Source organism: Pseudomonas sp. WS 5411 (assembly GCF_012985595.1).
GTDB lineage: Bacteria > Pseudomonadota > Gammaproteobacteria > Pseudomonadales > Pseudomonadaceae > Aquipseudomonas > Aquipseudomonas shahriarae.
The window spans coordinates 1-12,580 of the sequence record NZ_JAARMC010000017.1 but is presented as its reverse complement, the minus strand read 5'-3'; the positions used below and the strand labels follow the sequence as shown (position 1 = coordinate 12,580).

Below are 12,580 nucleotides of genomic sequence, written 5' to 3'. Positions count from 1 at the left end.
CTCATCTGATCAGCCACGGATCCCTGCATGTCGCGCCGAAATGTCGACCTTCCACCGCTCAATTGTTTGCAGACGTTTGAAGCGGCCGCCCGTCATCTGAGCTTTACCCAGGCGGCCCACGAACTGAACCTGACCCAAAGCGCGGTGAGCCGGCAGATCAAGCGCCTCGAAGAGGACCTGGCACGGCCGCTGTTTTATCGGTTGGCGTTGGGGCTGAGTCTGACCCCGGCCGGGGTGCGTTACTTTCGTACCATCCAGCGCCTGCTGCGCGAGCTCGACCGTGAGTCGGCGGAGCTGCGCCGACGCGGTGCCGATCGCCAACTGACCCTGGCCAGCACGCCGACCATCAGCTCGATCTGGCTCGCCGCGCTGCTGCCGGCGTTCCAGCATGCGCACCCGGACCTGGATATCCGCATCCTGTGCAGTGAAAGCCCGAGCCACCTGGATGTCAGCGAATATGACCTGGGCCTGTTCTATCACCTCGACGAACTGCCGGCGCCCCTTGGCCTGGAACTGACCCCGGTGTTTGCCAGCGAGCAGGTCATCGCCGTGTGCAGCCCGGCCTACATCGAGCGTCATGGCGCGATACGCGACGCCCAACACCTGTTGCACAGCCATACCTTGTTGATCGTCGAGGACCACTATCACGATTGGTTGACCTGGACCGACTGGTTCGCCGATATCGGCGCGCAATACCACACGCCCCGGCACGCTTTGCGCACCAACAGCTATCAGTTGCTGATGCAGTCGGCGGTGATGGGGCATGGCGTGGCCCTGGGCTGGAAGCGCTTGCTCGAAGGCGAGCTGGCTGCCGGTCGCCTGCAACTGGCCTTGGCGCACCACATGCACAGCCGTGGCCGCCTGCAACTGATGCAACCACAGCATCGCAACCCGCCTTCGGCAGCGCGTAGTTTTCAGCAATGGTTGCTGACGGCGTCCGATACAACGCCGCAGGGGCTTTTCTGTGGGAGCGGGCTTGCCCGCGATGATCGTTAACGATGACGCGGTGAGGCGTTCTTGCTGACGTCAGCGCGGGCGTTGTTCACGGGGCGTTGCGGCTATGCCGATAATCACTCACCGCTTCATACACCGCCTTGCGCAGCCGATTGATCCCCCCAATCGGCCGGTGCTCTTCCACACCAAACCATGGGTTGAACGACTGGTTGTCGCAGGCCAGGTTCAAGGCTGGGGTATCAAAGTCTTGCGCCGGAATGCGGATTTTTGCCACGCTCTCGTAGGGCGCGTCGCTTTCCTTCCATTCGATGCTGGTGTCTTCGATGGGCATGTATTTCTGTGGGTTCTGGCGCTGGATCTGCAACACAAAACACGCGTCGACCCGGTCGGTGGACAACTGCTGGCTCAAGGCGCTGCGCAAGAAGTTCGGCAAGTCCTGGTTCTGCTTGGGCAGGTTGTATTCCGGGCAGCTTTGCGGGTCCGGGGCGACGCGGAACTTGGCGTTGGCCGTGCCAAATTTGTAGGGCGATACCGAAAAGTATGTCGCCTCGGTCGGGCTGGCGGGGGCCGGCGCCAACGTCGCCAGGGCGATGAACAGATGGCGCACCTGCCAACTGCGCGGGTCGAGGCTGGGGAAAAACGCCATGGCCTTCTTGCCATCGGCCTGGGCCCCGACGTTCTGCGCGTATTCCGCCACGTCGCTGACAAAGAAGTTGGGGTGGCTGAACATCACAAAGTCCTGCTCGGTGCGCGCCTGCTGATCGGCCAGCAGTTGCTTGCCCGGCACGTCCAGCAGTTTGATCGCCAAGCCGCGGGCGTCGCGGATGCTGTCGAACTGTGGATAAGCGTTGCCGTTGGACAGGCGCATCATCGCCTGCCAGGTCTTGCCCGGCTCGGCGAACACGCCCTGGCGCAGCGCCGGGTCGAGACCAGGCAGCACACTGACTTCGGCCTTCACGCAGCCATGGGCCTTGGCATGGGCATCACGCAGGTAGCGGGTGCCTTCGCGGTGCTGGTCGACGATACGCACGGCCGTCTGAATGATGCCTTGGGTCATGGCGGCTTCGCCCGGCGGAATCTGTTCATCGGCCGACACCGGGCCGCGGTGGTGCCAGGCAAACCACAGGGTCGCCAGCAACCAGCCGAGCAGGCCCAGGCCCACCAGCCATAACAGCGTCTTGCCGAGAAACGCGCCGAGGCGCAGCCACAGTCGAGCGAGCATGGAACGGTCCTTGTATCGAAATGGGGAAGTCATGGCAGTTGTTGCTCCAGGGGGCCGCCCAGTACCTTCAGGTATTCCAGCAGCGCCCAGCGCTCCTCAGGCTCCAGGCCCCGGCCAATTACCCCATTGCCACGCTTGCCGGCGCGGAATTCGTGGCCGCTGTTGTGGTTGCCGGTGATGCTGGTATCGAACAGGAACGCATTTTTAAAGGCTTCGGTGCGATAACCCAGGTGACGCGGGTTGTAGTCGAAGGTGCCTTTATAGAAGGTGCGGCTGCGCTCGTACTGGGGCGAAAGCAACTGGTAGATCGTCGGCACCGAACCATTGTGCAGAAACGGCGGCGTGGCCCACACGCCAGCCAGTGGACGGGCCTTGTAGGCGCGCAGTTCGCGCACGCCGATAGGCAGGCCGTAGCCGTCCAGGCGTGGGCGTTCGGCCGGGCTGATGCCGGCGGCGCGGTAGGCGTGCTCTTCGACAAACGCCGTGACATAGGCCAGGCCCTTGGCCACGGACAGGCTGCGCAAGTCCAGGGGTTCGGTCGGCGTCGGGTGCAACTCCACATTCAACTGCGCCAGTTCGGCCGGGTCCCATTGCAGGGCGCTGAGGTCGTAGCGCTGGTCGGCAATGTTGCTGGCGGTGCCCGGGTCGGTGCCGATGTAGTCCACTGGCAGCATCTTCAACTGCTGCACCGGGCGCCCGTTGACTTCGCTCACGCTGGGCACATGGCAAGCTGCGCAGTTCTCTGCGAACAGCGCGCGGCCACGGGCGGCCAGGGGTTTGTCAATGGCGCCGAACAGCGCTTCAGGCCAGGTCGGCGGCTTGAGCCGTTGCAGGGTTTCTTCGATGCGGTTTAGGTCACGCACGCGTACGCTGGAAGGGTAGCGTGCATCGCCCTTGAGCGGCTGGCCGGCGCTGTCGAAGAACGCCAGGGTCGCGCCTACGCCCAAGGCTTCGCCGATATTGCGCGCCATGGGTTGCTGGGCCGAGCCGTTCCATTGCACCCAGTCGAAGGTCCACATGTCCCACAGTTGCGGGTAGTCCACCGGCGCGTTGGCGATGCGGTAGTTGTCCGGCGAAATCGCATCACCAAAGCTCGCGTTGGCGATGCGGCCGAACGCATCGGTGCGCCCCGGGCCTTCTTCGGTGGGGTAGAGACCACGGTGGGTATCGTTCCAGGCCACCTTGAGGAAGTTGTCCAGGGACTTTTTGAAGTCCTGGCGCAACTGATCGTACTGGGCGTCGTATTGATCCCCCAGCACGCTGTGGGCGAAGCGCCTGAACTTCAGCGGGTTGTAATAGGTGGAGGCGAGACTGGCCACCAACGCCTGGCCGAAGCTGCCACCGCGCAGGGTCGGCACGCTGGAGGGCAGCACATGCTGTGCAGCACCGCCGTCGATGCGCAGGGCCTGGCCATTGAAGTGCAACTCGCCGGTGTGGCAGGCGGCACAAGTGATATCGAGAAACTCGTCGTCGCTGCCGGCATTCTTGTGCCGGGCGAAGCCGACGGGCAGGTTGCCAGGGTTCTGGGCTGTGGCCTGTTGTCGCGGGTCCACGAGGAAACCGAAACGCGCCAGGTTGGCCGGTTCGGCAAAACGCTGCTGGGAAAACGGCAGCTCCAGCGCGGTGAACCAGTTATAGCGCAGGCCCTTGACCTGGGTGCCCTGAGGCGTGAAGTAGTAGACCTGGCGGTCGGTGGCGGTCCATTGGTCCTGGTAGTGCACCTGCTGCACCGGCACGTAATCCGGCAGCTTGGGGTTGACCACGTAATAGAGGACCACGGCCAGGGCCAGTCCCATAAATGACAGGATCAGGAGTAAAACACGGGAAAAAATGCGCAAGATAACTATCCTTGTCGAGTTGTTGCGTCCTTATGCCACCGAGCGTAGCAGGCGGCAAGTAGCCATGATCGGTCTGTTGCGGCGGTTTTCGGCTTGCCTGCTGTCCTTCGCCGGGCTTTGGGGCAGATGAAAATGCTTTTAAACACGTGAACTTATCAGAAGTTTCCTGCTCACATGCCGGTAGCCATTGGTCGTGGCCGCCTGATAAGCTCGCGACTTTATTCGAATGCCCTTTTGGCGCATGAACAAGGAAATAGCATGAAACAGCATCGGTTGGCGGCGGCGGTGGCCCTGGTTAGCCTGGTACTTGCGGGTTGTGATTCGCAAACCAGCGTAGAGCTGAAAACCCCGGCGCAGAAAGCTTCCTACGGTATCGGCCTGAACATGGGCAAAAGCCTGGCTCAGGAAGGTATGGACGACCTGGACTCCAAGGCCGTGGCCCAAGGCATCGAAGATGCCGTCGGCAAGAAAGAACAGAAACTGAAGGACGCAGAACTGGTTGAAGCGTTTTCCGCACTGCAGAAGCGTGCTGAAGAACGCATGACCAAGTTGAGCGAAGAGTCGGCAGCTGCCGGCAAGAAATACCTCGAAGACAACGCCAAGAAAGACGGCGTAGTCACCACCGCTTCCGGTCTGCAGTACAAGATCGTGAAGAAAGCCGAAGGCGCCCAGCCCAAGCCTACCGACGTAGTGACTGTTCACTACACCGGCAAGCTGACCAACGGCACCACCTTTGACAGCTCCGTGGATCGCGGCAGCCCGATTGACCTGCCGGTCAGCGGCGTGATCCCGGGTTGGGTCGAAGGCCTGCAACTGATGCACGTGGGTGAGAAGGTCGAGTTGTACATCCCGTCCGACCTGGCCTACGGTGCCCAGAGCCCGAGCCCGGCAATTCCAGCCAACTCCGTACTGGTCTTCGACCTGGAGCTGCTGGCAATCAAGGACCCGGCCAAGGCCGATGCGCCTGAGGCACCGGCTGCCAAGTAAGCCGCTGCAAAAACACCCAACGCCCCGTTTTACGGGGCGTTGTTGTTTCTGGTGTGGGGCTTGATCCAATCCGTATGGAAGCTGTCGAGCCCTGGCGAGGCTGCGATAGCGGTGGAGGCAACACTCCTGTTGGCCATGCCGCCGCCATCGCCGCCTCGCTGGGGCTCGACAGCTCCCACAGTTGACCGTGGGGCAAATCAAAACGAACACCTGCGACTTAGAGCAGTCTGATGCAATACCTCGGCACGGCTAGCCGCAGGCGCGCTTCAAGTCAATGAATTCTTGGGTTTTTTTTATGTGCGCAAAAAACGCCCGATCTGACTCAGGGCCTTGTATTACGTGGCTTTCAGCCGCGAAAATGGGCTCTGTTCACAAGGTTATCCACAAGTTGTGTGGATAACCTTTTCTCTTGCCTGGAACTGGAGTGACGATGAAAGCACCCTGGAATTTCACCCGCTTCCTGCCGTTGGCCGCCCGCCTGATCGTGCGTGGGCGCCTGCCCACCCTGTTGTTCGCTGTGGCTGCCAAAGGCTCAAGCCAGGGCAATCGCTTGGGTAAGCTCAAGGACGACCTGAAGCTGCTTCAGGCGCTGTGCCTGGCCTACTGGCGTGGCGAGTACCGGGCGATCAGCCCCAAGGCGCTGATCTCGGTGGTGGCGGGGCTGATGTACTTCCTCAGCCCGATTGATGCGATCCCGGACTTCTTGCCCATGTTCGGCATGCTCGATGACATTGCGGTACTGGCCTGGGTCATGAAGAACCTGGACGGCGAGTTGAGTGCCTTCCGCGCCTGGCGTGAACGCCAGCGCCCGGAGAAGCTGGTGGTGGTGGAGCGTCTGCCCGCAACGCCGCAGCTTCTGGAGCAGGAAAACCCGAAAAAAAACTGAAGGCGCGGATTATCCCCCTGCGCTCTTTGGGGCTGTTAGGATTACACTCCTAAGGAAAGTACTTACTTCGTAAGTGTTGTGATCCTACGGGGCAGTCATGGATATACAAATCATTTCACGGGACGGCGAACCCGAATACGCGGTTCTGCCATGGGCTCAGTACCAGGCGCTGCTAAAAGCCGCCGGTGTGCCGCAACCCGCTACTTCTTCTGCACAGACCCCTCCCGTCGCTACCGAGCAGGACCTGCGTCCCCTGGCACAATTGCGCAGCCTGCGCGAAGCCAAAGGCCTGGCCATCGAGACCCTGGCTCGCACCGTGGGCATCAGCCCGTCCTACCTGGGGTTGATTGAAAGTGGTGAGCGCCAGCCGGATGCCGCGATTCGTCGCAGCCTGGCCTGGGAGTTGGGGATTGCGGGTTGGAGGGATGAAGTGTGAGTGTGCGCATCAGTCGTCAACATTGGGATGGGTTGCTCAATGAGCTCGATCAGGCCCGTCGCCAGCGACATCTTTTGACCTACCGTGCGTTGCTGGAGCGTCTGCAATTCCCCACGCCAGCCATGCAAACCCTGACCGCCGCCCTGGAGCACCTGGCGGCTCTGGATGCCAAGGCGGATCAACCGCTGCGCAGTTCACTGGTGATCAGCCAGGGCGCCAGCCGCTTGCCGCGCACCGGTTTTTTTGAATGTGTCGAGCGCCTCGGGCGCTTTTGCGGACCGTCCGATGGCGTTGCTGCGGCGTCGTGGCATGCCTCGGAAGTGGTGCGTGTGTTCGAGTACGAATATCCTGAGTCAGCGGAGGCCTGAGTGTTCTGGAAGCTTAAAGCGTACGTCAGCTATTGGTTGGCCCGCAGGTTGTTTCATTGGTCATGGTTTATGCGTCAGCCCCGTGGCTGGCACTGGCTGGAGGGTCAGTTTGCGCGCATGGCCAACCTGGGTAATGTCGAGGCCCAAAGTTTCTATGGTCATATCCTGACGTTTCGCGGCCAAGGGCTTGGCGCGCGGGAAGAGGGCGTGCGCTTGCTGCGCCTGGCGGGCCAGGCCGGTGATGGCAAGGCCGCCTATCAGGTGGGAGTGTTGAGCCTGGCGGGCAGCCTGGGCAAGGCCCCAGACCCGGCCGAAGCCGCACGCTGGTGGACCATTGCCGCCAAGGCCGGGCATCCGCTGGCGCAGATACGCCTGGAGCAGTTGTAAGGGCCGGCCTTACAGAAGTTCGCGGCTGTCGAGGACGTGGATGCTGTAGCCGGCCACGTTCTTGGCGTGATGCTTGGCCTGCGAGGCCAGTTCCGCCAACTGGCTGGCATCCAGATATCCACAGCTCAGCGGATGCAGGTGCACCACGCCAATGGACAGCGACAGCAAGGCAAACTCCTGGCGCACCCCCTGGCGATTCAGGGCGATAAAACAGCCCGCGTCCAAATGCTCGCTGCGGTAGAAGCGCCGGCATTGGGTCTGGAAATCGTCCACCAATTGGTTGAGACGCTTGCGCCAGTCCTGGGCACCCAGGACCAGGAGAAAATCATCGCCGCCAATATGCCCGACAAAATCGCGGCTGGGGTCCACCCGGTCGTTCAGGCACTGTGCCAGGCACAGCAACACCTCATCGCCTCGGCCATAGCCGTAGATGTCATTGAACGGCTTGAAACTGTCGATATCCACATAGCAAATCACCGATTCGCGCTGCTGCTGCAACAGTCGCGTCAGGCACTGCTGGATCGGCACGTTGCCCGGTAGCAGGGTCAGTGGGTTGGCGTAGCGCGCCTGCTGGATTTTCAGTTCGGTAATCAGCTTGAGCACGTCGATCACCCGTCCCAGGCCCAGGTAGTTGCCGTTCTGGGTGATGATGAAATCTTCTTCGATGCGCTGCCGCGCGCGGCTGGTCAGCAGGCGGCTGACCTGTTGCAACGACTGGCTCAACTCCACGGCCAGGAAGTCGTCGCTCATCAGGCGGCTGATCGGCTTGCGCGCAAACAGGTCGGTGGCAAATGGCTTGAGCAGGACGTCGGACAACGAGTGCCGATGCACAATGCCGATGGGCTGCCCGCGTCCATCCAGGACCGCCAGGGAGTTGAGATTGGCCTGGCTGCGAAACGCTTCCAGGACTTTTGCCGTGGCGGTGTCCTGGGCCACGGCCGGTTGCTCGTTGAGCAGGGCGCTGAGGTCACTGGCGTCTTCATTGAGCGAGACGCTGGTGCTGTCAGGCTTGGCCAGCATCAACCTTGCTTCGATCGGCGGATGTTCCTGGGGACGGCACAGCAGGTAGCCCTGGATCAGGTCCACGCCCATTTCCGTGAGCACCGCCAGTTCCTCCGGCAACTCGATGCCTTCGGCAATCACCTGTGCGCGGGAGGCCTTGGCGATCTGCAGGATCGAGCCGACGAACTCGCGCTTGAGCGCATCCTGATGAATGCCGTCGATAAAGTGCCGGTCGATTTTCACGTAGTCCGGGCGTAACTCAGACCACAGGCGCAGGCTGGAGTAACCGGCGCCCAAGTCATCCAGGGCAATCGAAAAACCCATGTCGCGGTAGTGGTGCAGGGCGGTCTGCAGCAGTTGGAAGTCGTCGGTCGGCGCTTGCTCCGTGAGTTCGATCACGATCTGGCTGGGCGCGATTCCGTACTCGCGCAGCATCTGCAGGGTGCGCCCCGGTTGATGGGTGGTTTCCAGCAGGGACTCGGGCGAGACGTTGAGAAACAGCTTGCCTGGCAGCGCCTGCTCGCTGAAGCGCTTGCAGGCACTTTGCCTGCAGGCTATCTCCAGTTCATTCAGGCGTCCGGCCTGGCGCGCCACGCAAAACAACGCAAGGGGCGAGTGCAGCGGGCTGTTGGACGGGCCGCGGCTCAGGGCTTCGTAGCCAAGGATACGGCGTTCGCTGAGGCTGATAATCGGTTGGAACAGACTGTGCAGACTGCCTTGAGCCAGGATGGAGCCCAGGGCATGCAGCTGTTCGGTCATGGTCATGATGATCTCGGTCGAAAAAAAAGGACCGGGTGCCTGGGGCACCCGGTCCTTCATTTCACGACAGAATGATGTCTGTTTGATGACGCTCAGTGGAGCGGAGACATTAAATTGCCATCATCTACTGCTTGGCGACTGCCTTACTGGTTTTCAGGTAGTCCAGCAGAATCCGCCCGGTCTCGCTCAGGTAGGCGTCGTCTTCCGGCTTGGTCTTTTCAGGTTCGGTCGGCAGCGCGTCTTCGTCTTCTTTCTTCAGCTCCTTGAGCGGGTCTTCACCCTTGGCCTTGCGACGGATGTTTTCCAGGGCCAGTTGCTGGTTCTCGATCGCAGTGTGCTGCGCGCGACGGTCCACTTCATTGAGGCTGACGGTCTTCTCGGCCATCAGCTTCTTGGCCAGGGCCAGCTTGTCGCGGATAAACACAAACTCGGCATCCTTGGCGGAGCGCAGGTCATGTTCGGCCTTGAGCTGGGCCAGGTACGGCTTGAAGGGATCGGACGCCGGCTTGATAGCCGGGCGGATGGTGTCCCACGGCATGGCTTCAGGCAGGGCGCTTTCGCCGATTTCCTTGGTGTCGATGAGCGACGGGAAATCAATGTCCGGCAGTACGCCCTGGTGCTGGGTGCTCTGGCCGGAAACCCGGTAGAACTTGGCCAGGGTCAGCTTCAGTTCGCCATGGTTAAGCGGCTGGATTGTCTGCACCGTGCCTTTGCCGAAGGTCTGGCCACCGATGATCAGCGCGCGGTGGTAGTCCTGCATCGCGCCGGCAAAAATCTCCGAGGCCGAGGCCGAGAGACGGTTGACCAGCAGTGCCAGCGGGCCCTTGTAGAAGGCACCCGGGTTTTCGTCTTCCAGCACATCCACGCGGCCGTCAGCGTTGCGCACCAACACGGTCGGACCCTTGTCGATGAACAGGCTGGTCAGCTCGGTGGCTTCCTGCAACGAGCCGCCGCCGTTGTTGCGCAGGTCGATGACCACGCCGTCAACCTTCTCTTTGGTCAGCTCGGTGAGGATTTTTTTCACATCGCGGGTGGTGCTCTTGTAGTCCGGATCGCCGGCACGGAAGGCCTTGAAGTCCAGGTAGAACGCCGGGATCTCAATGACGCCCAGCTTGTAGTCCTTGCCATCCTGCTTGAGGTTGAGGACTTTCTTCTGCACGGCCTGGTCTTCGAGCTTCACCGCTTCACGGGTGATCGACACGATCTTGCTGGTCTGGTCATTTGGCGCATTGGTGTGGGGAATCACTTCCAGGCGCACCACGCTGCCCTTGGGCCCGCGGATCAGCTTGACCACTTCGTCCAGGCGCCAGCCGACCACGTCGACCATCTCTTTGTCAGCCTGGGCCACGCCGATGATCTTGTCGGCCGGGGCGACCTGCTTGGTCTTGTCCGCAGGGCCTGCCGGCACCAGGCGCACGATCTTCACCTGATCGTTGTCGCTCTGCAGCACGGCCCCGATGCCTTCAAGGGACAGACTCATGTTGATATCAAAATTTTCCGCGTTATCTGGCGACAGATAATTGGTGTGCGGATCGTAGGACATCGCGAAGGTGTTGATATACGCTTGGAAGATATCCTCGGCGCGGGTCTGGTCCAGGCGGCTCAATTGATTCTTGTAGCGCTTGGTCAGCAGCTCCTGGATCGCCTTGGGCTCTTTGCCGGCGATCTTCAGGCGCAGGACTTCATCTTTGACGCGCTTGCGCCACAGGTCATCCAGGGCGGCGGTGCTGGTCAGCCATGGGGCCTCCTTGCGATCCACCAGCAGGGTTTCCTTCTGGGTGAAGTCGAGCTTGTCGACGCCTTTGTTCAACTCACCCAGAGCGAAGTCCAGACGCGCTTTGACACGGTCCAGGTAACGCTTATAGATGGTGAAGCCAGGTTGCAGGTCGCCGCTCTTGAGGAAGTCGTCGAACTGGGTCTTCCATTTGTCGAACTCGGCCACATCGCTGGCCAGGAAGTAGCTGCGCGAGGGATCCAGCAGCTTGAGATAGCTGTCATAGATAATCACCGAGCGCGCATCGTCCAACGGCGGTTTGCTGTAATGGTGGCGCTTGAGCAACTCAACGACGTTAAGGCTGGCAATCACCTCATCGCGATCAGGCTGAAGTTTGTCCCAGCTGTTGGCTGCGAACGTATTGGTCGACAGCGGCAACAGGCCGAGACCAATGAAAAGAGCGAGGGCGGTACTGGGGAACAAATGCTTCATGCTGATTCGACGCGGGGGCAATTGATAACGCATATTAGGCCGTCTTTGAAGTCGCCGGTTCCATTTGGGCCGGTCGCATAATGCAAAAAGCCCGGCGCTACAGCAACGGGCTCAGTCCAGACTCACTATGGAGGCACTGTGAAAGCATTGCAAGGCGTTGAAGGTCATGTGGAGTGGGTTGAGACCCCGAGTCCTACGTGCGATGTAGGGCAAGTTCGCATTCAGGTGGCGGCAGCCGGCCTGAATCGGGCGGATTTATTACAGCGTGCAGGGCTCTATCCGCCACCGCCCGGGGCCAGTGAGGTGCTGGGCCTGGAGTGTTCCGGGGTAATCAGCGAGGTTGGCGCCGGCTCGTCCTGGCAAGTGGGGGATCGGGTCTGTGCGCTGCTGGCGGGCGGCGGCATGGCCCAGGAAGTGGTGGTGGACGCGCGCCACGTGCTGCCGGTGCCGGAAGGTCTGTCCCTGGCCGAAGCCGCTGCGTTGCCCGAGGTATACAGCACCGCCTGGCTCAACCTGTTCCAACTGGCGGCGCTCAAGCCCGGGGAAAAGGTGCTGTTACACGCTGGTGCCAGTGGCGTCGGCTCGGCAGCGATCCAGCTGTGCAAGGCCTTTGGCAGCCCGTGCTGGGTCAGCGTCGGCTCGGCGGACCGCCTGGCCTATTGCGAAGACCTCGGCGCCCAGGGCGGTGTGGTACGTACCGACGGCATCGAGAGCCTGGGGGATTTTGGCCCGTTCGACGTGATTCTCGATCCGGTGGGCGGCAACTATGGGGCCATTAACCTCAAACTCCTGGCCCGCGATGGGCGTTGGGTATTGATCGGCTTGATGGGGGGGCGCGAGGCCCAATTGGACTTGGCGCAGGTGCTGGCCAAGCGCGTGCAGGTGCTGGGCTCGACCTTGCGCAGCCGTGATGATCAATTCAAAGCGGATCTGTTGAGCGATCTGGGCCAGCAGGTGTGGCCGTTGTTTGGCGAAGGGCGGCTGAGCCCGCAGTTGGCCAAGACCTTCCCGATCAAGGATGCGGAAGCAGCGTTTGCGGAGCTGGCGACCAACCAGATTTCCGGGAAGCTGGTGCTGGTGATCGACGAGAGCCTGGCTTGAGGCCAGTCCAGGGTTGAAATGCAGCCCAAGGTGGGAGCGGGGCTGCTTGCGATAGCAGTGTGTCAGTAACAGACCTTAACTTGATATACCGCTATCGCAGCATAGGTATCTACACAACTTTCTTATGGGTATGTGTACATATCCGTTGCTGCGATCACGGCCACTTAGGGTTCCGCCCTTACGGCGGGTCACTTTTGGAAAAGAGCCCGGAGTGCCGGCCCAGCCAAAAGTAACCAAAAGGGCTCTTGCCCCACCACTCGGCCGCTCGCCTAGGCTCGGTGTGCCTGTCATCCGACATTGATTTGGGGGGCCGCCGCGCTGGGCCATTCATGGCCCAGCGCGGCTAACCCGGCGTCCTGCCGGGTTACCCCCCAAATCAATATCGGATGACGGCCAGCGTGGTTTAACGGGGCGCCTAAGATCAAAAGCAAAGC

11 protein-coding genes are annotated in these 12,580 nt (G+C 61.3%); 7 read left to right on the top strand and 4 right to left on the bottom strand.

Features of this window, described 5'->3' with window-relative positions; all coding sequences use genetic code 11:
* Positions 1-27: 27 nt before the first annotated feature.
* Positions 28-996: a LysR substrate-binding domain-containing protein gene (locus HBR93_RS19895; RefSeq protein ID WP_057959022.1), complete on the top strand. Its 969-nt coding sequence runs from the start codon at positions 28-30 to the stop codon at positions 994-996.
* 46 nt (positions 997-1,042) lie between these two features.
* On the opposite strand, the gene HBR93_RS19890 is transcribed toward HBR93_RS19895, so the two are convergent.
* Positions 1,043-2,176, bottom strand: a complete 1,134-nt coding sequence (locus tag HBR93_RS19890; protein WP_169960922.1) for a catalase family protein — start codon at positions 2,174-2,176, stop codon at positions 1,043-1,045.
* 29 nt (positions 2,177-2,205) lie between these two features.
* Positions 2,206-4,014 (bottom strand): di-heme-cytochrome C peroxidase, encoded by a 1,809-nt coding sequence (locus HBR93_RS19885; RefSeq protein WP_169960921.1) that lies wholly within the window; start codon positions 4,012-4,014, stop codon positions 2,206-2,208.
* 258 nt (positions 4,015-4,272) lie between these two features.
* Between HBR93_RS19885 and HBR93_RS19880 the strand changes: the two genes are divergently transcribed.
* The 5 genes from HBR93_RS19880 (at position 4,273) to HBR93_RS19860 (ending at position 7,078) form a co-directional block, all read left to right on the top strand.
* Positions 4,273-5,001: an FKBP-type peptidyl-prolyl cis-trans isomerase gene (locus tag HBR93_RS19880; RefSeq protein WP_115127718.1), complete on the top strand. Its 729-nt coding sequence runs from the start codon at positions 4,273-4,275 to the stop codon at positions 4,999-5,001.
* Between the two features lie 430 nt (positions 5,002-5,431).
* On the top strand, positions 5,432-5,887 hold the full coding sequence (locus HBR93_RS19875) for a DUF1232 domain-containing protein (protein WP_169960920.1): 456 nt from the start codon (positions 5,432-5,434) through the stop codon (positions 5,885-5,887).
* Positions 5,888-5,984: 97 nt separating this feature from the next.
* Positions 5,985-6,323, top strand: coding sequence for a helix-turn-helix transcriptional regulator (locus HBR93_RS19870; protein WP_115127719.1), 339 nt, complete (start codon positions 5,985-5,987; stop codon positions 6,321-6,323).
* Positions 6,320-6,691, top strand: coding sequence for a hypothetical protein (locus tag HBR93_RS19865; RefSeq protein ID WP_057440671.1), 372 nt, complete (start codon positions 6,320-6,322; stop codon positions 6,689-6,691). The genes HBR93_RS19870 and HBR93_RS19865 overlap by 4 nt, the downstream gene beginning before the upstream one ends.
* Complete coding sequence (locus HBR93_RS19860; RefSeq protein ID WP_169960919.1) at positions 6,692-7,078, top strand: sel1 repeat family protein; 387 nt, start codon at positions 6,692-6,694, stop codon at positions 7,076-7,078.
* Between the two features lie 9 nt (positions 7,079-7,087).
* On the opposite strand, the gene HBR93_RS19855 is transcribed toward HBR93_RS19860, so the two are convergent.
* Positions 7,088-8,845 (bottom strand): bifunctional diguanylate cyclase/phosphodiesterase, encoded by a 1,758-nt coding sequence (locus tag HBR93_RS19855; protein WP_057440674.1) that lies wholly within the window; start codon positions 8,843-8,845, stop codon positions 7,088-7,090.
* 118 nt (positions 8,846-8,963) lie between these two features.
* Entirely contained in the window at positions 8,964-11,045 is a 2,082-nt protein-coding gene (locus HBR93_RS19850; RefSeq protein WP_169960918.1) for a carboxy terminal-processing peptidase, read from the bottom strand.
* Between the two features lie 138 nt (positions 11,046-11,183).
* On the opposite strand from HBR93_RS19850, the gene HBR93_RS19845 reads away from it, so the two are divergent.
* On the top strand, positions 11,184-12,146 hold the full coding sequence (locus HBR93_RS19845; RefSeq protein ID WP_169960917.1) for a zinc-binding dehydrogenase: 963 nt from the start codon (positions 11,184-11,186) through the stop codon (positions 12,144-12,146).
* The last annotated feature ends 434 nt before the right edge of the window (positions 12,147-12,580 follow it).